This window comes from Streptomyces sp. NPDC037301, from assembly GCF_055602785.1.
Map to the genome: position 1 here is coordinate 146,274 of NZ_JBVJWD010000015.1, position 20,017 is coordinate 166,290.

The following is a 20,017-nucleotide window of genomic DNA, read 5'->3' on the forward strand; positions in this document are numbered from 1 at the left end:
TCCTTCCCGGGAAGACGAGATCCCCGGCACAACTCTTGATCTGCCGGGGATTTCCCTGTTGTCTCCTGAACATGAGCGACTATTCCCCGGATGCCACCGACTGGCGCATCCTCGATGTCCTGCAACGTGAAGGGCGCGCGACGTTCGCCGAATTGGCGCGGGCCGTGGCGATGTCCCCGAGCGCCGTGACCGAGCGGGTGCGCAGGCTGGAGGAGGCCGGGGTGATCAGCGGTTACGCCGCGGTGGTCGACCCGGAGCGGCTCGGGCTGCCGATTCTCGCTCTCGTACGGCTGCGCTGTCCGAACGGCAATTACAAGCCGTTCCACGATCTGCTCGACACGACACCCGAGATCGTGGAGGCCCACCATGTCACCGGCGACGACTGTTTCGTGCTGAAGGTCACCGCACGCTCGATGAGTCACCTGGAGGAGGTCTCGGGGAAGATCGGTGCCCTCGGCTCCGTGACCACGAGCGTCGTCTATTCCTCGCCGCTCCCCCGGCGCGCCATCAGCCGCTGACCTCGCCCGTGGTGCGGTGCCGTACCGCTGATCCGTGCCTCTCCTTCACCACTTCGAGCTGTGCGGGGATACGGCGGCGCAGATCGGCGACATGACTGACGATGCCGACGCTGCGGTCCCGCTCGCGCAGCGAGTCCAGCACGTCGAGCACCTCGTCGAGGGTCTGGTCGTCCAGGCTGCCGAAGCCCTCGTCGATGAAGAGGGTGTCCAGCCGTACGCCGCCCGCCTCGTCGGTGACGACATCGGCGAGGCCGAGCGCGAGGGCGAGCGAGGCGAAGAACGTCTCGCCGCCCGAGAGTGTCGCCGTATCGCGCTCGCGGCCGGTCCACGCATCGACGACGTGCAGGCCGAGACCCGACCTGCGGCCTCCGGTGCGGGCATCGGAGTGGACCAGCGTGTAGCGGCCGGACGACATGCGCTGCAGCCGTGCGGTGGCGGCTGCGGCGACCTGTTCGAGCCGGGCCGCGAGCACGTACGACTCCAGCCGCATCTTGCGTTCGTTGTCCGCGGAAGTACCGGCGGTGAGCCCGGCCAGCCGTGCCACCCGGTCGTACTCCTCGCGCAGCGGACCGAGCCTACGCACCTCGTCCGCTGCGCTCCGCGACAACCGGCCGAGCTCGGCACAGCGCTCGCGTGCGGCGGCCAGCGCCGCGGAAGCGTCCCGCAGCTGCCGCTCGGCCATGTCGTATGCGGCCTGCGCAACATCGACCTCGGCTCGCGGGCCGTCGACTGCTGCTCGGGTCGCGGTCTCGGCGAGACGGTCGGCGACGGCGGCCGCCTCGGACTGCCAGGCGTCCATGAGGCGCTGGAGTTCGCGCTGTTCGGCATCGGTGAGGAGGGTCGCGGCCGCGGTCTGCGGGGTGTCGAACCCGGCCCGGAACGCGGCGTCCGCGAGCCGGCCGTCGGCCTCCTTGCGGCGCTGTGCGGCCGTCTCCTCCTCCCGCACCGCCTCGGCGGCCGCGGCGAGCAGACCGACCCGGCGCTCCAGCAGCTCGACGTGCTCGGCGACGCTGCCGGACTCTCCGCGGGCTGACACCAACTCGGCCTCCAGTGCGGCCTGTTCCCGGTCCAGACCTTCCCGCAGCGAAGTGCGGGCCGCGGCCCGGCGCTCGGCCAGCTGCCGGCTCTCAAGGCGCTCGGCCTGCTCCCGCTCGGCGGCTGCGAGGGCCTCGCGCGCCGTGTGCATACCGGCGGCGGTCCGGTGCGCCTGCGCATGCATGCGCGTCAACCGGTCGAGGAGTGCGCCGAGTTCGGCGACGGTGGGGTCGGCGAGGGGCTCGGTGGCGGCACCGGGAAGGGGTTGCTCGGAGTCGGCCACATCGGTGGCAACCACCTCGGCCCCGGCCACCGGCTGCCGCGCAGCCGACTCAGCGGCAACAACCCCCGCTGCCGTCCCGGACGGATCCGACTCGGCAGCGACAACCCCGGCCATCCGCCCGGACACAACCGGCTCAGCGGCATCAGTGCCGTCCCTCGGCTGCGGCACAGCCGACTGTGCGGCAACCCGGGCCGCCATGTGCTTCTCGCGTACGACCCCGAGCTCCCGGTCCGCCTCCGTGCGCGCTTCCTCGGCCCGCCGGTACGCTTCGAGAGCCCTCTCCTCGGTGGCCCGGTCGACATGCCCGTCAGCCGCGCGGGCGGGCTTGGGGTGGTCGGCCGAGCCGCATACCTTGCAGTCCTCGCCGTCCACCAGTTCCGCAGCCAGCTCCGCGGCGATGTCGCGCAGTCGTCGTTCGCGAAGCTCCAGCCACGACTCGTGGGCGCCCGAGGCCTGCTCACGGGCCGCGGCCAGCCGCTCGGCGGCGGCCGACGCCTGAATGGCCAGACCGTCGCGGCGGCGGGCCGCTTCCAGCCGTGCGCCGGCCGGCTCCAGCCGGCCGGCGAGCTGTTCGGCGCGAGTGGCGGCCTCCTGGGCCTCCTCGATGCGTGCCCGCAGGTCGTGGCGTGTCGATTCCCAGCCGGCCAGCCAGCCTCTCGCCTCGTGGATCAGCTCGTCGTCGGCCCGGGCCTGGCGCTCCAGTCCGGCCCGCTCGGCGTCGATCTCCGCGCTGCGCCGCTCGGCGCGCTTCGCGGCGTCGAGCCCGCCGAGCTCCTGCCGCAGCCTTCGCTCCAGTTCCGCCAGTTGTTCCGCACCGGCGTCGGCCAGGGTGCCGGGCAGCAGTGCACGGGCGCGGTCACGGGCCTCACGGGCCGTGCGGTACGCGCGCTCCGCATCGTCGCGCAGCTCCAGTGCGGGGGCGACGAGGTCCGCCTTGCGGGCCCGAGCGAGCCGTTCGTGGTGTCGGTCGTGGTCGGGACGGCCGGCTTCGATTGCGGCGGCGCGGCGCTGCGTCTCCTCGTAACGCTGCTGGAGCCCGGCGAGTTCGCGCTCGCTGTCGAGGGCCAGGCGTGCGGCCGCCTGCCGGCCTTCGGCCATGGCCAGTACGGACTCGGCGATGTCGAGCCGCTCCCGGGCGCTGCTGCGGGCCGTCGCGGCCCACTCCAGCACACCGTCGGCGAGCCCCGGTTCGCCGGGCTGGACGTCGGGCAGCGGCGATTCACGCGCTGCCGGCCCGGCGGCCTGGGCGATCCGCTGGGCAACCGCGATGGTGCGCTCGTCCCCGGCCCTGACCTGTGTTTCGGCCGTACGGCGCAGCTCGGCCAGACGCTCCTCGACTGCGGCGAACCGGCGGGTGTCGAAGAGCCTGCCGAGCAGTTTGCCGCGTGCCTCGGCATCGGCACGCAGGAAGCGTGCGAAGTCGCCCTGCGGCAGGAGCACCACCTGGCAGAACTGGTCCCGGCTCATCCCGATGAGCTGGGTGATCTCCTCGCCGATCTCCTGGTGCGAGCGGCTCAGCGGCTGCCAGGCGTCGTCGGGGTCGTACTCCCGCAGCCAGCTCTGGGCCTTCTCCGTCGTGAAGCCGTTGCCCTTCTTCTTGGGGCGGGGCTGTGCGGGGCGCCGGGTGACTTCGAGGCGCCGTCCGCCGACGGTCAGTTCCAGCTTGACCTCGGTGGGGAGGTCTGCCGGGGCGTGGTCGCTGCGCAGCGAGGTGCCGGGGCTCTGGCGGGCGCCGGGCACCGCGCCGTACAGGCCGTAGCAGACGGCGTCGAGGACCGAGGTCTTTCCGGCGCCGGTCGGCCCGTGCAGCAGAAAGAGCCCAGCCGAGGACAGTACGTCGAAGTCGATGTCCTGGGTGGCGCCGAACGGCCCGAAGGCGGTGAGGCTCAGCCTGTGGAGTCTCAACGGTTCACCTCGCGCACGCTGTCGTCCACCCGTACATGGTCGAAGGCGCTGCGCAGCACCGTTCGCTCCCTCTCGTCCGCTGCGGACCCGCCCCGCACATGTGCCACGAAGTCCTCCGCGATCTGCTGGTCGTCGCGCCCCTTGAGGCGCTGTGCGTACGAGGCGAGCGGGTCGTCGGGGGCCCGGTCGGGTTCGAATACGAGACTGAGTGTGTGCGGGAACCGCTCGACGAGGCGGGCCATGGGCTCGACCGGGCGCACCGGGTCGGTGAGCGTGGCCTCCACCCAGGATTCCCGGTGCTGCTCCAGCGCGGGGTCGTCGATGAGGGTGTCGAGGCGGCCGCGGAGTCTGGCGAGCGGACGGGGCACCGGGCAGTCGATGCGCTCGGCGGCAATCGTTCCCGAGGCGTCGAGGTCGATCAGCCACATCGTCTTGCGGTGGGCGACCTCGGAGAAGGAGTACGCGAGCGGCGAGCCCGAGTAACGGACCCGATCGGTGACGGTCTGGCAGCCGTGCAGATGCCCGAGCGCCACGTAGTCGATGCCGTCGAAGACTCCGGCGGGTACGGCGGCCACCCCGCCGACGGTGATGTCGCGCTCGCTGTCGCTGGGCTCGCCGCCCGCGACGAAGGCGTGGGCGAGCACCACGGACCGGGTGATGCCCGGGCGGCTCGCGAGGTCGGCGCGTATCCGGTCCATGGCTGCGGTCAGCACCGCCTCGTGCCCGGCGCGCTCCGCCTTGAAGACGTCCTTCACCAGGGCCGGTTCCAGGTAGGGCAGCCCGTAGAACGCCACGTCGCCGTGTACGTCGCGCAGGACGACGGGGGTGGCGCAGTGGGCGGGGTCGGTACGCAGATGGATTCCGGCCCGCCCGATCAGGCCTGCGCCGACGCCCAGCCTGCGTGCGGAGTCATGGTTCCCGGCGATCATCACGGTGGGCACGCCGGCGGCGGCGAGCCGGTGCAGCGCATCGTCGAAGAGCGCGACCGCGGCCAGCGGCGGGACGGCCCTGTCGTACACATCACCCGCGACGAGGACCGCGTCCACCTCGTGCTCGCGCACCGTCGCCACCAGGTGGTCCAGGTACGCGGCCTGGGCTTCGAGCAGGGAGACCCGGTGGAACGACCGCCCCAGGTGCCAGTCCGACGTGTGCAGAATTCTCAAGAGCCGGCTCCGACCTGCATTGTTCTCTTCCTCCGCCCCCGGGGCCCATGTCTGCCTCGCACCGTGATCGCACCGGGCCGGCACGGGCCCTCGTCGTCTGCACCGACCACGTCGACACCGGTGAGCCCCTGTTTCCTCACCGACCACAGTCTCCCACCACCGCCGACCGCCGCCGGGGCCTTCAGCCGAGAAGATCGATCCGGGTTCCGGCCGAGAGCCGTTCCGCCTGCCGGTACGCGTCCCAGGCGACGGCCAGGTCCTGCCAGGGGAGCCCGACGGGTGCGTAGACGGAGCGGGTCGTGCCGCAGGTGCGGCCGGGATGCGCGCCGCCGAGCAGTTCGCCGAGGGTGGCGTCCGCGGCGGTGGCCGGCAGTCCCGCTGCGGCGAGGGCGCCCATCGCCGCGGCCTGCTCACGGTCGTCGACGACGAGGAGGGCAGCGGCGAGCAGGTCGGCGGAGAGTTCCTGCTTGCCGGGTTCATCGGCGCCGAGCGTGGTGAAGTGCTGTCCGGGGCGGCTGTCGGCAAGGCTCAGCACGGGTGTGCGTGACCAGGTGGAGAGCAGGACGACATCTGCGGCCGCAGCGATTTCGGTGGCGGAGCCGAGGACCCGGCCGTGGTGCCGGGCGGCGAATTCCGCTGCGCGTCCCGGATCGGTGTCGTGCACCACGAGATCGTGGAAACTCCGCAGGCTCCGCAGTCCGCGGACCATGATCTCGGCCTGTGCGCCCGCGCCGACGACGCCCAGCACCGCTTCGCCCGCAGGGTCGGGAGCGGCGATGACATGAGTGCCGAGGGCAGCGGCCAGTCCGGTCCGCCATGCCGTGACGGTGGCGGAGTCGAGAAGAGCGAGGAGTTCGCCGTCCCGGCCGCTGTGCAGACAGATCACACCGCGCAGCGCCGGCCGGGCGCCCGGGAACTTGGCATTGACCTTGACGGTGTACGCATCAATGCCCGGCAGCAGCCCGGGTATCAGAACCGTCGCCGTGCCCGGGAAGGGAAGATCCGTGCGCACCCGCTGCCCGGTGACCGTCGAGGAATCGGCTTGGCGGAACCCCTCTCGCAGGGCCTTCAGTGAGGCTTCCGGATCGAGGACGGCCAAGAGATCACTGCTGGTCAGGAGTCGGGTCATGCGCCCATTGTCCCGTGGGGCGGATCAGGCCCCGGCAGCACCGGAGGTCCCGGGGACAGCTGTGGGGACGTGGAGACCCGGTCAGGCGTCCCCGTACGCCTCGCCGCCCAGTTCCAGCTCGGCCTCGCCCGCTGTCGCGTCCGCCAGCCAGCCGCGGAACCCCTCGACATCGGCGTCCGGCACCCCGATCTCGATGACAACAGCCTCCGCGTAGCGGACCTCGCGGACACTCCGCCCGGTGGCTCGCAGGTCGTTCTCCAGCTTGCCCGCGCGCTCATGGCCGACGGTGATCGTGGCAAGGCGGAACCGCTGCCGGATGATGGTGCCGAGTTCGTCGAGGGCCTCTCCGACCACTCCCCCGTATGCCCGGATCAGTCCGCCCGCACCGAGCTTCACACCGCCGTAGTAGCGGGTGACGACGGCGACGACGTACCGCATCTCACGGCGTGTCAGCATCTGCAGCATGGGTACGCCCGCGGTGCCACCGGGTTCTCCGTCGTCGCTCGCCTTCTGCACGGAGGCGTCGGCGCCGATCACGTAGGCGAAGCAGTTGTGGGTGGCGGTCGGGTGTTCCCTGCGGATGCGTGCGACGAAGTCCTGTGCCTCCTGCTCGGTGGCGGCGGGGGCGAGCGCGCAGATGAAACGCGACCTGTTGATCTCGGTCTCGTGCACGCCCGCTCGGGCGACTGTCCGGTACTGCTCCTGCATCCGGCCACCCTATGCCCCGGCCGGGAATGGTCCGGGGCCGCTGTCCGTTGTGCCGATCATGTACGCAGACGCAGAGACGATCCGCAGGATTCTCCGGGACACGGGCGAGACGTGGGCGGTGGTGGGCCTGTCCAACAACCGGTCGCGCGCGGCCTACGGCGTCGCCGAGGTGCTTCAGCGCTTCGGCAAGCGGGTGGTCCCGGTGCACCCGAAGGCGGAGCCGGTCCATGGCGAGGACGGCTACGCCTCGCTGGCCGACATACCGTTCCCGGTCGATGTGGTGGACGTCTTCGTCAACAGTGAACTTGCCGGCGGCGTGGCCGACGATGCGGTGGCGGCGGGCGCGAAGGCGGTCTGGTTCCAGCTCGGCGTGGTCGACACCGAGGCGTACGACCGCACGCGGGCGGCCGGGCTCGACATGGTCATGGACCGCTGCCCGGCCATCGAGATTCCCGCGCTGAGCCGGTAGCCGCCGCACCCCCGTCTCTCGTCCGAATGTGCGTGGTGTCACACTCGGCGCCCGGCTGGGAGAATGACCCGCTGTGAGTACTACGACTGCGCCGACCGTCCGCCACAGCCGAACCGCGCTGGCCCGGCAACTGTCCGAGCTCGGCGTGGAGCGGAACGGCGTCCTCCTGGTACATGCGTCGATGCATGCGGTGGGGTCGGTGAGCGGCGGGGTCCGAGCGGTGGTCGCCGCGTTACGTGACGCCCTCGGCGGGCACGGCACCCTCGTCGTCCCGGCCTTCACCCCGGAGAACTCCGACACCTCCCCGCACTACCTCGACCGGGTGCGCGGTCTCACCGACCGGGCCCGGGACGCCGTACGGGCGAGCATGCCGCCCTTCGACCCGGCGACGTCGGCCGCACCGTCGATGGGCCGCCTCGCGGAGGCCGTGCGGCTCACCGAGGGGGCGGCGCGCAGCGACCACCCCCAGACATCCTTCGCTGCGCTCGGCCCCTCGGCCCGGAAACTGGTGGCGCACCACCGCCCCGACTGCCATCTCGGCGAGGACTCCCCGTTGGCCCGGCTCTACGACCTGCGGGCCCAGGTGCTCCTGCTGGGTACCGGGTTCGACACCTGCACCGCGTTCCATCTCGGCGAGTACCGGGTGCCCGCACCGCCCCGCCGCACCTATCGCTGCGTGGTCACGTCCGGGGGCCGGCGCCAGTGGTGGGAGTACGAGGACGTCGCGCTGGACGACAGCGACTTCGCGGCCCTGGGAGCGGACTTCGCCCGCTCGGACAACGGCGCGGCTGTCCGCATCGGCCCGGTGGGATCATCAACGAGTCGGCTCTTCCGCTTCACCGACGCCGTGGACTTCGCGTCCCGCTGGCTGCCGTCGCATCGGGGCGGGGTGCCTGTTCGGACCCTCTGCCGAGCGCACGGCTGAGAACCTCAGGCCCTGACGCCCAGACCCTCGACGACCACCGCGCCCGGCAGCGCCGCCAGCCCCTTGCCCGGGACGATCAGCTTGCCCCGCCGGCTGCCGCTGCCGATCAGTACCCATTCCTCGTCGACGACGGCAGGATCGATCAGCAGCGGCCAAGCGGCCGGGAGTCCGATCGGCGTGATTCCGCCGTACTCCATGCCGGTCTCACCGACTGCCGTGTCCATCGGGGCGAAGGACGCCTTGCGTGCGCCCAGGTGCTTGCGGACCGCGCCGTTCACATCGACACGGGAGTGGGAGAGGACGAGGCAGGCCGCCAGTGTCACTTCGCCGCCGCGCTTGCCCGCCACCACGACGCAGTTGGCCGACCGGTCGAGCAGTTCCGCGCCGTGGTGCTCGACGAAGACCGCCGTGTCGGCGATGGCCGGATCCGTGTCGACGTGGATGATCTGCGCGGCGGGGACACCGCCCCAGCCTTCGCCCACGGCTGCGGCGACGGGCTCGGTGAGCAGGTCGAGGCGGTCGACCGCCGGGCAGGCATTCTCAAAGGATCCGATGGGTGCGCGCATGCACGCAACGCTAACAGCGTCTCGAAGGCGGCCGGTTGACCGTCTCACCGTACGGGCGGGATGGAGACCGCCATGGTGACCTCGGTCGGCTCGGAGCCGTCGTTGCGGTAGGCGTGCGGGTGATGCGCCTCGAACGTGGCGGACCCGCCGGCGGGTACGGAGTACGAGGCTCCGTCGACGACCAGGGTGAGCTCGCCCGCGGTGACGTGGAGCAATTCGACCGTGCCCTCGGGGTGCGGGTCGGATGCGCTGCTGTCGCCCGGCATCAGGCGCCACGACCAGAGTTCGAGCGGCCCTCTGGCCTCCGTGCCGACGAGCAGCGTGGTGGAACTGCCCGCCTCCGTGGACCACATGCGCACCGCCTGACTCTCGGGCACCAGCCGGACCGGTGAGCCCTGCTCGTAGTCGAGCAGTGTCGTGATGCTGACACCCAGCGCGTCGGCGAGCTTGACCGTGGTGCCGACGCTCGGGTTGGTGCGGGCCTGCTCGATCTGGATGATCATGCCGCGGCTGACCCCGGCACGGGCGGCGAGTGCGTCCAGAGTGAAGCCGCGTTCCCCCCGCCAGCGCTTGAGATTGCGCGCGAGCGACTGGGTGAGCTGATCGAGGTCAGACACATTCCGTCCAATATTTTGGATGACAGGGTCGAAAATACTGCACTACGGTGTGGTGCACCCAACCGTTCATCGCACTGTACTGCGAGGCATGCAATGACAGCACTGTTCGCCCTGGCCACCAGCCTGCTCTGGGGGCTGGCCGACTTCGGCGGCGGGCTGCTCACGCGACGTACGCCCGCGCTCACCGTGGTCGTCGTCTCGCAGACCGCCGCGGCCCTGGTGCTCGGCGTCATCGTGATCGCGACCGGCGGCTGGAGCGAGGCGGGTCCGCAGCTCTGGTTCGCCGTCGCGGCGGGCGCCGTCGGACCGATTGCGATGCTGAGCTTCTACAAGGCCCTGGCGCTCGGCCCGATGGGCGTCGTCTCCCCGCTCGGATCGCTGGGTGTCGCCGTGCCGGTGAGCGTCGGGCTCATCGTCGGGGAGCGGCCGGGGCTGCTGCAGTTCGCGGGGGTCGGCGTCGCCGTGGTGGGCATCGTGCTCGCCGGCGGTCCGCAGTTGCGCGGGGCGCCGGTACAGCGCCGGGCGGTGCTGCTGACCCTGGTGGCCGCGTTCGGCTTCGGGTCGGTGATGTCCCTGATCGCGGAGGCGTCCACGACGGTGCCCGGGCTGTTCCTGGCGCTCTTCGTCCAGCGCCTCACCAATATCGCGGTGGGCGGCAGCGCCCTGTACATATCGGTGCGCCGCGGGGCACGCGCACTGCCGGAGGAGGGCGGGGCCGCCGTGGCGCTGGCCGCGCTGCCCGCCCTGGTGTTCGTCGGGCTCGCGGATGTCGCGGCCAACGGCACGTACTCGATAGCCGCACAGCACGGCCCGGTCACCGTGGCCGCCGTACTCGCCTCGCTCTATCCGGTGGTCACGGCCCTGGCCGCGCGCGGAGTGCTCAAGGAACGGCTGCGCGGGGTGCAGGCCGCCGGGGCCGGTCTCGCCCTGGTGGGCACGGTGTTGCTGGCAACCGGCTGAGCATCCGGCGCCCTACCGCCCATCAGTCGCCGGACGGGCCCGATGTCTCGCCCGGTTCCGCCAGGGCCAGCAACTGCTCGGGCGTGACGCCCGACGGGATCGGCACCGGAGCAGGGGTGCGCAGCGGCGGCTGCCAGCCCTTCTCCGGATCCCAACTGCGTACGACACGGGCGGGAGCACCGGCCACCACCGCATGGTCGGGCACCTCACCCCGTACCACCGCGCCTGCGGCGACCACCACGTTGCGCCCGAGCGTGGCCCCGGGCAGGATCACCGCTCCGGTGCCGATCCAGCAGCCCGGCCCGATGGCGACCGGCTCCATTCGGGGCCACTGTCTGCCGACCGGCTCGTGCGGATCGTCGTAACTGTGGTTCGTGGACGTGATGTAGACATACGGCCCGCAGTACGTGTCCGAGCCGATGGTCACTTTGGTGTCGGCGACGACATGGCTGCCGCGGCCGAGCACCACTCCGTCCCCCAGGGTCAGGATCGGCTCGGATCCGAGATCCAGGTCGGGCATGAGTCCGGCCGTCAGCGTGACCTGTTCACCGATCACGCAGTGGGCACCGAGCTCGATCCACGACTCCCCGAAGACCGTGCCCTGCGGGAAGGCCAGGCGCGTGCCTGCGCCGATCCGGCCGAACCGCAGCCGGCCGGGGTGTTCAGCAGTGACCGCGCCCGACTCCTGCACCCAGCGCCAGCCGCGGTGGACGGCCCGGGACAGGGCGCGTCGCCGCCAGGCGGCGAGGGAAGAGAACGTGTTCCTGTTCTTGGGCACTCGCACACGGTAGTCGGCGGCGCCCGGCGCGATCACCGCGGCGGCCTGTGATGTTCACCCCACTCGGCGGCGCTCCACCGCCCGTCGCATACCGTTCCTCTGACGCGATCGAACAGCGGCGACCGAGCTGCTGCGATCGGACGACCGCGACCGCACAGCACCGGGGCACGGAGGAACGGGCGATGGCAGAGCAGGCGTTGATCACGGGAATGGGCGGCAAGGAGCCGGACATCGATGCGGAGGCCTTCACCGCACCGACATCGGTCGTGATCGGTGAGATCACGATGGCCGCGGGTTCCAGCGTCTGGTACCACGCAGTGCTGCGTGCCGACTGCGGTCCCATCGTCATCGGCGCCGACAGCAACATCCAGGACAACTGCAGCGTCCATGTCGACCCCGGGTTCCCCGTCACGGTCGGCGAGCGCGTCTCGGTCGGGCACAACGCCGTACTCCATGGCTGCACCATCGAGGACGACGTTCTGGTCGGCATGGGGTCCACCGTTCTCAACGGTGCCCGCATCGGCGCCGGTTCACTGATCGCGGCACAGGCGCTGGTCCCGCAGGGGATGCAGGTGCCCCCGGGCTCGCTCGTCGCCGGCGTACCCGCCAAGGTCAAGCGGCAGCTGACCGAGGAGGAGCTGGACGGGATCAAGTTCAACGCGGTGGGCTATGTGGAGCTGGCCAAGGCACACCGTCAGGCACACGAGAGCTGAGCGGAACGCGACAAAACCAAGGAGCGGGGGCGGTCGGACGAACGGAAGCGTCGGCCGTTTCCGCGCGCCCGCACCGTCCCCGGTCAGTCGGTCGCAGCGGTACGACCGGTCAGTCCGCCACCGGTACGGTCCCCGTGTCGGGCGCGGAGACGACCGGCCCCTGTGCCGCCGCCTTCTTGGCCCGGTTCTTCAGCACCAGCATCGAGGTCACACCGATCAGCACCGCGACCACCAGGCCGAGGTAGGAGAACCGCTTGAGCCAGGCCTCGGCGACGACCCCCACCGAGTAGACGACGGCCGTGGTGCCACCGGCCCAGACGATGCCGCCGAGCAGGTTGGCGATCAGGAATTTCCAGTACGGCATGTGCAGGACGCCGGCCAGCGGACCCGCGAAGATCCGCAGCAGTGCGACGAAGCGGCCGAAGAACACCGCCCACACGCCCCACTTCTGGAACGACCGCTCCGCCATACCGATCTGGCTCTCGCCGAAGTGCTTGGGGAACTTCCCGCCGAGCCGGGCGAGCAGCGGCCGTCCGCCCTTGCGGCCGATGGCGTATCCGATCGAGTCGCCGATGACCGCGCCCGCCGAGGCGCAGGCCCCGAGGATCCAGGGGTTGATTCCGTCGTGCCCAGCGGCCAGCAGCGCCGCGCTGACCAGGACGATCTCGCCAGGCAGCGGAATTCCGATGCTCTCCAGCCCGATGACGACGCCCACCAGGACGTAAACGCTGACCGCGGGGACGGTCTCCAGCCATTCCTGGATGTGCAACGCCGGTTCCTCCCGTACTGATATCCCGTTGCCCGCCGGCCAACTCCTCGGCGCACGGCGGGAATGCTACCTGTCCCACCAACTGCCCGAACAGCGCGAAAAGCCGCCACACACCCTCATGGGGTGCGCGGCGGCCCTTCACGGAACCGTCCTGTATCAGGCGTTCGGACGCAGCGTCCAGATGACCGTCATCTCACCGGTCACCGCACCGTCCGCGCGCTGGATCTCGATGACCACGGGGAACTCGGGCCGCTTGCCCTCGTCGAGCTCGGCGACGACATCGGCCAGCGGGCGGCCGAGGGTCGCCGTCGCGGTGACGACACCCATGGCCAGCTTCTTGTAACCGATCTCCGCCTTCACCGCCAGCGGCACGGCACGCGACAGCTGGTCGCCGAAGGCGGCGATGACGATCGCGCCGCTCGCCGATTCCGCGAGCGTGAACATCGCGCCGGCGTGGGGTCCGCCGATGTGGTTGTGGTAGTCGGCCTGGTCCGGCAGACGGACCACCGCACGCTCGGCGGTCGTCTCCACGAACTCGAGATTGAGGGTCCGGGCCATCGGAACCGTCGCGGCGAGCATCTCGCCGACGGTCATCTGTTCAGCGCTCATGACGAGATGTTACTCGCGAGTAGATCTGTTTGGCCATCCCCTGATCCCCATGCCCCGTCCACTGACCGCATCCTTCACCGTCCGCTCATGGGGGCGGGCGTAGCAAACCGGCCACCGCCCCTCTATCGTTACTCGCCATGTGGCCAGGACAGCAGCCGCCCGGGGGCGAGCAAAACCCGCAGGACCAGAATCAGAACCCGTATCAGCAGCAGGGGTACCAGCAGCCGAATCCTTATCAGCAGCCGGGATATCAGCAGCAGGGACAGCCCGGACAGCAGCCGGGGTATCAGCAACAGGGACAGCCCGGACAGCAGCCGGGGTATCAGCAACAGGGACAGCCCGGACAGCAGCCGGGGTATCAGCAGCCGAACCCGTACCAGCAGCCGACCGTGTCGCAGTACGCGATCCCCGGTCCGCCCGGTGGTCCGCAGCCCGACGGCAGCAAGAAGAGGACCACCGCCATCGCGATCGTCGCGGCCACCGCCGTCGTCGTGGCTGCCGTGGTCACCGGTGTCGTCGTGATGAACAAGGACGGCAACAAGGGCAAGGACGTCGCCGACGACAAGAACTCGTCGGCGCCCGCCAAGCCGTCCGATTCCGCGTCCTCGCCCGAGGCGAACCCGCGCGGCGCCGACGGGGACGCCAAGCCTCTGATCGCGGGCTGGAAGGTCGTCACCAACCCCAGGTGGGGCACGCAGTTCGACGTGCCCGGGGACTGGGAGGTCGGCTCTCCCGGCACGTTCTCGTACTTCGAGGACGACAAGAAGGGTGACGGCTCGCCCTACATCGGTTTCTCCGCACCGTCGTACTACCAGAGCAAGTGGTGCGTGGACGATTCCGACAAGGACGGCACCAAGGAGGACATGAGCCTCGCCAGTGCCGGCACCAGGGGCGCCCAAGGCGCCACCGACGCGGCCAAGAACGCCCGCAACGAGGCCGGCGACTGGGCGTGGGCCGCCTACGCGCAGCACATGCCGAAGAGCACCATCAAGTTCACCGAGGCCAAGCAGTACACCACCAAGTCGGGTCTCACCGGCCAGGTCGTCACAGCCACCGCCCCGAATGTCACGAAGCGGAAGAAGTGCGACAGCGACGGCAAGACGATCGCCTTCACTTTCAAGAACAAGAAGGGCGACTTCGCGTCCTGGATCCTGTACGGAGCCGATTCCGTCAAGGACGAGCTGCCGGACACGACGATCCAGCAGATCCTGAGCACCGTGCGGCTGGTGGACGTCGCCCCGTCATCCTGACCGTCTCCACCGCCTCCGGGAAAGCATTTGGCAGGGCGGGGTCGCAGCGGCGATAGTCCCTTGGTGACTGCCGCTCCCGCCCCCGCACCTCTCATGAGCCGCCCCGGCCGCAATTACCGTCTGCTGACCGCCGCAGCGATCATCACGGGCCTGGGCACCCATGGTGCGCTGATCGCGGCGGCGTTCGCGGTTCTGGAGTCGGGCGGTGACGGCGGCGACGTCGGTCTGGTGGCCGCCGCCAGGACCGCACCGCTGGTGCTCTTCCTGCTGATCGGCGGGGCGATCGCGGACCGGCTGCCGCGCCACCGGGTGATGGTCGCGGCGAACGCCCTCAACTGCGTCTCGCAGGCCGCTTTCGCCTGGCTGGTCCTGGCCGGCGATCCGAAGCTGTGGCAGATGATGCTGCTCACCGCGTTGTGCGGCACCGGGCAGGCGTTCTTCAACCCGGCGGCCGAGGGCATGCTGATGTCGAGCGTCAGCCGTGAGCAGGCGAGCCGCGCCTTCGCCCTCTTCCGGATGTCCATGCAGGGCGCGGCGATCGGCGGTGCGGCGCTCGGCGGCGCCATGATCGCGGCGATGGACCCGGGCTGGGTGCTGGCCATCGATGCCGCGTCCTTCGCGGTGGCGGGTGCGCTGCGCGCCTTCCTGGACGTCAGCCACATTCCGTCGCGCACACCGGGCGGCGGCCTGCTCGCCGATCTGCGGGACGGCTGGCAGGAGTTCATCGGCCGCCCCTGGCTGTGGAGCATCGTGGCGCAGTTCTCGGTGGTGGTCGCCGCGGTGGGGGCCGCCGAGTCGGTGTACGGGCCGCTGGTCGCCCGGGACGAGCTCGGTGGCGCCCGCCCCTGGGGCTTCGCGCTCGCCGCGTTCGGGGTCGGCACGCTGGGCGGGGCGCTCTTGATGATGCGCTGGAAGCCCCGGCGGCTGCTGCTGGCCGGAACCCTCTGTGTCTTCCCGCTGGCCCTGCCGTCGGCGGGGCTCGCGGTGCCGCTGCCGGTGGCCGGGCTCTGCGGGGTGATGTTCGTCAGCGGGCTCGCCATCGAGGTGTTCGGGGTCTCATGGATGACGGCCATGCATCAGGAGATCCCGGAGGAGAAGCTGTCGCGTGTCTCGGCGTACGACTGGTTCGGCTCGGTGGCGATGATGCCGGTCGCCACCGCGCTCGCCGGTCCGGTGGAGGCCCTGGTCGGGCGCAGTGAGGCCCTGTGGGGCTGCGCGGGGCTGATCGTACTGGTCACCGGCGCCGTGCTGTTCGTACCCGAGGTACGCAATCTGACCCGTGCCACCGTCACCACCGAGGTGGTGACGGCCAAGACGCAGGGGCCGGCCTCAGCCGATACTGAAGGCTCCGTCGGGCGGCTCGGGTGAGGCGACCGCCTCGCCGTCCCTGACCGGCCGGGCGGCTTTGACGAGCCGGTCCAGCGCAGGCCCGTGCTCGACCCTGGCGGGGAAGGCGTCGGCGGCGCAGCGGCGGGTCAGCGTCGCCGTGTCGATGGGGCTTCGGGACGCGACAAGGACGACGTTGCCGAAGCGCCGGCCGCGCAGCACCGCCGGTTCGGCGATCAGTGCGAGCTCCTCGAAGACGGCCGCGAAGGTGGCCAGTTGGGAGCGGAGGAAGCCGAAGGGTGCGCCGTCCGCGAGGTTGGCGGCGTAGATTCCGCCGTCGCGCAGCGCCCGGCGGGCAGCCTGTGCGTACTCGACGGTGGTGAGGTGGGCGGGCACTCGCGAACCGCCGAAGACGTCCGCGATCAGGACGTCGACGGAGCCGGGCGGGGTCTGCTCCAGCCGGCTGCGCGCGTCCGCGCCGTGCACGGTGATCCCGCTGCCGTCGGGGACCGGCAGATGCTCGGCGACCAGGGCGAGGAGCCCGAGGTCGGCCTCGGCGACGTCCTGGCGGGAGCCCGGCCTGGCCGCGGCGACATAGCGGGGCAGTGTGAGCGCACCACCACCGAGATGGAGTACGTCCAGCGGTGCGCCCGGTGCCGCGGCGCAGTCCACGACATGGGCGAGCCGTCGCGCGTACTCGAATTCGAGGTGGTCCGGTGCGTCGAGGTCGACGTACGACTGGGGTGCACCGTCGACGGTGAGCAGCCAGGCCCTGTCCCGGTCCACGTCGGGCAGGAGTCTGGCGGTGCCGTGGTCCACGTCCCGGATGACAGGTATTGACTCGTTCACCCCCCCATTGTGGGGTGCCCGATCAGCTGCTCACGACCGCGGCGACGGCTTCGGTGTGCGCCGCCGACTGGGCGAGCCCGGCACGGGCAGCCGCGGCCCGGCGGCTGGGGTCGAGGGAGTTGCGGCCGAATGCCTTCTTCGCCGCCGCGTCCGGGGTGATGACCTCCACACGGGCACCCTTCGCGGCCAGCTCGGCCGCCTGCGAGCGCGGCGAGACGATGACCTTGTTGCCACTGGCCGTCGGAGCGATGACGACGACGCGCCCGTAGCCTGCGGCGAGATGTGCGTTGGCCGGGGAGTGCACCCCGCCGTCGATCCAGGACCGTTCCTGGAAGGTGGCGACGGGCCATACTGCCGGGACGGCGGAGCTCGCGGTGACGGCGTCCACGAGGGGTACTCCGCTGTCCTTGTCGAACGTGTGGAGCTCACCGGTGGCCGCGTCGACCGCGGTGATGCGCAGGGGACGCCCGGGCCAGTCGGGCGACTGGAGACGCCCGGCGATCGCCGCGCGCCGTTCCTCCGGCGTGATGCCGAGGTGGGCGTCCTTCGCGATCCGGGCCAGCTTCCGCCCGTATGCCTCGGGAGTACGTGTGGACAGCACGGCCCCCGCATAGCGCAGGAAGGTCAGCGCGCCGAGCTTGCCGCCGGTCATGCCCTGCGGATCGGCGAGCTGGAGTTCGTACAGTTCCGGAAGGCCGAGCAGTCCGGAGGCCAGCTGCGCGCCGACCATCGCGCCCGCCGAACTGCCGATGATCAGGTCGGCGGTGGACAGGTCCACGCCCGCCTCTGCGAGCCCGTACAGAATTCCGGTCTCCCAGGCGCTGCCCGTGACGCCGCCGGCACCGAGCACCAGTGCTGTTTCTCTCATACCGTCAGTCTTGCTTAGGGCACCGGGCCCGCCTCCCGTGGGGTACGGGAGGCGGGCCCCTGGTGCGACACGGCTCAGAGCAGTCCGGTGACAGTACCCGCGCCGACGGTGCGGCCGCCCTCGCGGATCGCGAAGCCGAGTCCGGTCTCCAGCGGGACGTCACGGCCCAGCTCGACGGCCAGGTCGACCGTGTCCCCGGGTCGCGCCACCGCCACCGCACCGAGATCGACGTCGCCCACGACGTCCGCGGTGCGGATGTAGAACTGTGGGCGGTAGCCGGTGGTCACCGGGGTGGTCCGGCCGCCCTCCCGCGCCGACAGGACATACACCTGCGCGGTGAAACGACGGCTCGGCGTCACGCTGCCGGGCGCCGCGACCACATGGCCGCGACGCACTCGGTCGCGCTCCACCCCGCGCAGCAGCAGCGCCACGTTGTCGCCTGCCTCCGCGGACTCCATCGGCTTCCCGAAGGTCTCCAGACCGATGACGACCGTCTCGATGTCCGGGCCCAGCACCGACACCCGGTCACCGACCCGCACAGTGCCGCGCTCGACGGCTCCGGTGACGACGGTGCCCCGGCCGGTGATGGTCAGGACGTTCTCCACCGACAGCAGGAACGGCGCGTCGGTGTAGCGGACCGGCATCGGCACATACGTGTCGACGGCGTCCAGCAGCGCCTCGACGGCCGCGGTCCACCGCGGGTCGCCCTCCAGGGCCTTCAGGCCCGACACCCGTACGACGGGGACACCGTCGCCGCCGTAGCCGTGCGCGGAGAGCAGCTCGCGGACCTCCAGCTCGACCAGGTCGGTCAGCTCGGGGTCACCCGCGTCCGCCTTGTTGAGGGCGACGACGATGTGGTCGACACCCACCTGACGGGCGAGCAGGACGTGCTCGGCGGTCTGCGGCATGATCCCGTCGAGCGCGGAGACGACGAGGATCGCCCCGTCGAGCTGGGCAGCGCCGGTGACCATGTTCTTGATGTAGTCGGCGTGTCCCGGCATGTCGACATGCGCGTAGTGACGGGTGTCGGTCTCGTACTCGACGTGCGCGATGTTGATGGTGATGCCGCGCCGGGTCTCCTCCGGCGCACGGTCGATCCGGTCGAACGGGACGAACGTGCCGGTTCCGCGGTCGCTGAGGACCTTGGTGATGGCGGCGGTCAGGGTGGTCTTGCCGTGGTCGACGTGGCCCATGGTGCCGATGTTGAGGTGCGGCTTGGTGCGCACGTATGCCGTCTTGGGCATGGCTCATTCCTTGGAATTCGAAGCTGAGAGAGAAGACCCCAGGGCCTCGCCGACCCTCCCCTTACGGGGTCCGCCGGACTGTCGGGGGAGGGTCAGCTTCGGGCGCCGCCGATGGGCGCTGCGGCAGCGGAGAACGCTGCCGCTGCGACAAGTGCCGCTGCGGTGACGGGGTTCACGGCAGCCTTCGGCGCGTCCGCGACTGCGGACTGCGCTGCGAGGAAGGCGTACCGGAACATGGGTCCGATCATGGCCGACCGGCACGGTCACGTCGAATGGTTTTCCGGCGGACACCTCAAGCCGGACACGGGAGTTCGGGTTCCACCCCGCCGTCGCAGATGCCTGGTCCGCGGGATGTCGGCAGCGCGCGGGAGCGATATCGGCCGCCTGGCTCGTACCGTGCACATTACGGCGATCACACCCGGACGTCGGTTAGTCTCCCCGCATGCTCGACCCCGTCCCCGCCGCCCGGCCCACAGGCGGCCTCGCCGTGCGCTGCACGAGGGCGCTGCTCTCGCCCTGGTCCCGGTTCTCGCTGCTCGTGGCCGTGCTGCTGGCCGCTGCGGCGACGATGCTGTTCCTCGAACCCCAACGGTTGCTCGCCACCGGCTGGCCTGCCCAACTGAGCGGTGGCGCCGCCGCGGTCGCGCTGTTCGGTGTCGCGTACGGCGTGTGCACCGTGGCCTTCGTACCGCGGCCACTGCTCAATCTCGCCGCCGGTGCGCTGTTCGGTTCGCAGGCGGGACTGGTCGCTGCGCTGGCGGGTACGGTGCTCGGCGCGGGCCTCTCGTTCGGGCTGGGCAGGGTGCTCGGGCAGGACGCGCTCCGTACGCTGCTGCGCGGGCGCTGGCTCAAGGCGGCGGACGGCCAGCTGAGCCGGCACGGTTTCCGCTCGATGCTGGCGCTGCGGCTGTTCCCCGGTGTGCCGTTCGCGGCGGCCAACTACTGCGCGGCCGTCTCGCGCATGGGGTATCCGCAGTTCCTGATGGCCACCGGGCTCGGCTCGGTCCCGAACACCGCCGCGTATGTCGTCGCGGGCAGCGAGGCCTCGTCACCGACGTCGCCCGCGTTCCTGGCCGCGATGGGCTTCATCGTGCTGACGGGGCTCGGCGCGGCCGCCGTCGCCTGGCGCAAGCGTCACCGCCTCGCCTCCGAGTGATCCCGTAGGCATGGGAGCGGACACCGGGGCGGTGGGCGGGCGCGGGGGTACGCGTATCGCAGTTCATCTGAGAGCGATACCCTGCCCGCGACCGACCGAAGATCTCCGGGCCCGGCACGGCCCTGCCCTCATTTGACCGCAATGCGCACGTTGCCGACGGCCTTACTGCCGTCGGTC

General features: G+C 71.1%; 21 protein-coding genes. 8 read left to right on the forward strand and 13 right to left on the reverse strand.

Annotated elements, in window-relative coordinates:
• Nucleotides 1–71 precede the first annotated feature (71 nt).
• The gene (locus tag ACZ7IB_RS24160) at nt 72–518 is read left to right on the forward strand and encodes an Lrp/AsnC family transcriptional regulator (protein WP_470915535.1); all 447 of its coding nucleotides are present in this window, start codon (nt 72–74) and stop codon (nt 516–518) included.
• On the opposite strand, the gene ACZ7IB_RS24165 is transcribed toward ACZ7IB_RS24160, so the two are convergent.
• From ACZ7IB_RS24165 to ACZ7IB_RS24180, 4 genes are all read right to left on the reverse strand, one after another.
• Nucleotides 508–3,741 (reverse strand): AAA family ATPase, encoded by a 3,234-nt coding sequence (locus ACZ7IB_RS24165; RefSeq protein ID WP_470915537.1) that lies wholly within the window; start codon nt 3,739–3,741, stop codon nt 508–510. The genes ACZ7IB_RS24160 and ACZ7IB_RS24165 overlap by 11 nt on opposite strands.
• A complete protein-coding gene (locus ACZ7IB_RS24170) occupies nt 3,738–4,904 on the reverse strand; it encodes an exonuclease SbcCD subunit D (RefSeq protein WP_470915538.1) in 1,167 nt (388 codons plus the stop codon). Before ACZ7IB_RS24170 ends, ACZ7IB_RS24165 begins: the two co-directional genes overlap by 4 nt.
• 181 nt (nt 4,905–5,085) lie before the next feature.
• The gene (locus ACZ7IB_RS24175) at nt 5,086–6,033 is read right to left on the reverse strand and encodes an ornithine cyclodeaminase family protein (RefSeq protein WP_470915539.1); all 948 of its coding nucleotides are present in this window, start codon (nt 6,031–6,033) and stop codon (nt 5,086–5,088) included.
• Between the two features lie 81 nt (nt 6,034–6,114).
• The gene (locus ACZ7IB_RS24180) at nt 6,115–6,741 is read right to left on the reverse strand and encodes a YigZ family protein (RefSeq protein WP_470915541.1); all 627 of its coding nucleotides are present in this window, start codon (nt 6,739–6,741) and stop codon (nt 6,115–6,117) included.
• Between the two features lie 58 nt (nt 6,742–6,799).
• Here ACZ7IB_RS24180 and ACZ7IB_RS24185 point away from each other — a divergent pair, with 58 nt between their 5' ends.
• Both ACZ7IB_RS24185 and ACZ7IB_RS24190 read left to right on the forward strand, forming a co-directional pair.
• Nucleotides 6,800–7,210 carry a CoA-binding protein gene (locus ACZ7IB_RS24185; protein WP_470915543.1) on the forward strand — a complete coding sequence of 137 codons (411 nt, stop codon included), beginning with the start codon at nt 6,800–6,802 and terminating at the stop codon, nt 7,208–7,210.
• Between the two features lie 73 nt (nt 7,211–7,283).
• On the forward strand, nt 7,284–8,135 hold the full coding sequence (locus ACZ7IB_RS24190) for an AAC(3) family N-acetyltransferase (RefSeq protein WP_470915545.1): 852 nt from the start codon (nt 7,284–7,286) through the stop codon (nt 8,133–8,135).
• 5 nt (nt 8,136–8,140) lie between these two features.
• On the opposite strand, the gene ACZ7IB_RS24195 is transcribed toward ACZ7IB_RS24190, so the two are convergent.
• Together ACZ7IB_RS24195 and ACZ7IB_RS24200 are read right to left on the reverse strand one after the other, a co-directional pair.
• On the reverse strand, nt 8,141–8,701 hold the full coding sequence (locus tag ACZ7IB_RS24195; protein ID WP_470915546.1) for a YbaK/EbsC family protein: 561 nt from the start codon (nt 8,699–8,701) through the stop codon (nt 8,141–8,143).
• A gap of 44 nt (nt 8,702–8,745) precedes the next feature.
• Complete coding sequence (locus ACZ7IB_RS24200; protein WP_470915547.1) at nt 8,746–9,318, reverse strand: helix-turn-helix domain-containing protein; 573 nt, start codon at nt 9,316–9,318, stop codon at nt 8,746–8,748.
• Nucleotides 9,319–9,411: 93 nt separating this feature from the next.
• On the opposite strand from ACZ7IB_RS24200, the gene ACZ7IB_RS24205 reads away from it, so the two are divergent.
• The gene (locus tag ACZ7IB_RS24205; RefSeq protein WP_470915549.1) at nt 9,412–10,278 is read left to right on the forward strand and encodes an EamA family transporter; all 867 of its coding nucleotides are present in this window, start codon (nt 9,412–9,414) and stop codon (nt 10,276–10,278) included.
• A 22-nt stretch (nt 10,279–10,300) separates the two neighbouring features.
• Here ACZ7IB_RS24205 and ACZ7IB_RS24210 read toward each other — a convergent pair whose 3' ends face one another.
• A complete protein-coding gene (locus ACZ7IB_RS24210; protein ID WP_470915551.1) occupies nt 10,301–11,056 on the reverse strand; it encodes an acyltransferase in 756 nt (251 codons plus the stop codon).
• 182 nt (nt 11,057–11,238) lie between these two features.
• On the opposite strand from ACZ7IB_RS24210, the gene ACZ7IB_RS24215 reads away from it, so the two are divergent.
• Nucleotides 11,239–11,769: a gamma carbonic anhydrase family protein gene (locus tag ACZ7IB_RS24215; RefSeq protein WP_470915553.1), complete on the forward strand. Its 531-nt coding sequence runs from the start codon at nt 11,239–11,241 to the stop codon at nt 11,767–11,769.
• A 109-nt stretch (nt 11,770–11,878) separates the two neighbouring features.
• Here ACZ7IB_RS24215 and ACZ7IB_RS24220 read toward each other — a convergent pair whose 3' ends face one another.
• Nucleotides 11,879–12,538: a DedA family protein gene (locus ACZ7IB_RS24220; RefSeq protein ID WP_470915555.1), complete on the reverse strand. Its 660-nt coding sequence runs from the start codon at nt 12,536–12,538 to the stop codon at nt 11,879–11,881.
• A gap of 156 nt (nt 12,539–12,694) precedes the next feature.
• Nucleotides 12,695–13,132 carry a DUF4442 domain-containing protein gene (locus ACZ7IB_RS24225; protein WP_470915665.1) on the reverse strand — a complete coding sequence of 146 codons (438 nt, stop codon included), beginning with the start codon at nt 13,130–13,132 and terminating at the stop codon, nt 12,695–12,697.
• Nucleotides 13,133–13,284: 152 nt separating this feature from the next.
• Here ACZ7IB_RS24225 and ACZ7IB_RS24230 point away from each other — a divergent pair, with 152 nt between their 5' ends.
• Together ACZ7IB_RS24230 and ACZ7IB_RS24235 are read left to right on the forward strand one after the other, a co-directional pair.
• Nucleotides 13,285–14,397 carry a DUF8017 domain-containing protein gene (locus tag ACZ7IB_RS24230; RefSeq protein WP_470915557.1) on the forward strand — a complete coding sequence of 371 codons (1,113 nt, stop codon included), beginning with the start codon at nt 13,285–13,287 and terminating at the stop codon, nt 14,395–14,397.
• A 93-nt stretch (nt 14,398–14,490) separates the two neighbouring features.
• Nucleotides 14,491–15,765, forward strand: a complete 1,275-nt coding sequence (locus tag ACZ7IB_RS24235; protein ID WP_470915667.1) for an MFS transporter — start codon at nt 14,491–14,493, stop codon at nt 15,763–15,765.
• Here the strand turns inward: ACZ7IB_RS24235 and ACZ7IB_RS24240 are convergent.
• The 4 genes from ACZ7IB_RS24240 to ACZ7IB_RS24255 form a co-directional block, all read right to left on the reverse strand.
• On the reverse strand, nt 15,727–16,572 hold the full coding sequence (locus ACZ7IB_RS24240) for a spermidine synthase (RefSeq protein ID WP_470915558.1): 846 nt from the start codon (nt 16,570–16,572) through the stop codon (nt 15,727–15,729). The two genes, ACZ7IB_RS24235 and ACZ7IB_RS24240, sit on opposite strands and share 39 nt — an antisense overlap.
• A 22-nt stretch (nt 16,573–16,594) precedes the next feature.
• On the reverse strand, nt 16,595–17,440 hold the full coding sequence (locus ACZ7IB_RS24245) for a patatin-like phospholipase family protein (protein ID WP_470915560.1): 846 nt from the start codon (nt 17,438–17,440) through the stop codon (nt 16,595–16,597).
• A 74-nt stretch (nt 17,441–17,514) separates the two neighbouring features.
• A complete protein-coding gene (gene tuf / locus ACZ7IB_RS24250; RefSeq protein ID WP_470915562.1) occupies nt 17,515–18,684 on the reverse strand; it encodes an elongation factor Tu in 1,170 nt (389 codons plus the stop codon).
• Nucleotides 18,685–18,776: 92 nt separating this feature from the next.
• Nucleotides 18,777–18,920 (reverse strand): hypothetical protein, encoded by a 144-nt coding sequence (locus tag ACZ7IB_RS24255; protein WP_189280386.1) that lies wholly within the window; start codon nt 18,918–18,920, stop codon nt 18,777–18,779.
• 206 nt (nt 18,921–19,126) lie between these two features.
• Here ACZ7IB_RS24255 and ACZ7IB_RS24260 point away from each other — a divergent pair, with 206 nt between their 5' ends.
• Nucleotides 19,127–19,840, forward strand: coding sequence for a TVP38/TMEM64 family protein (locus tag ACZ7IB_RS24260; RefSeq protein ID WP_470915564.1), 714 nt, complete (start codon nt 19,127–19,129; stop codon nt 19,838–19,840).
• The last annotated feature ends 177 nt before the right edge of the window (nt 19,841–20,017 follow it).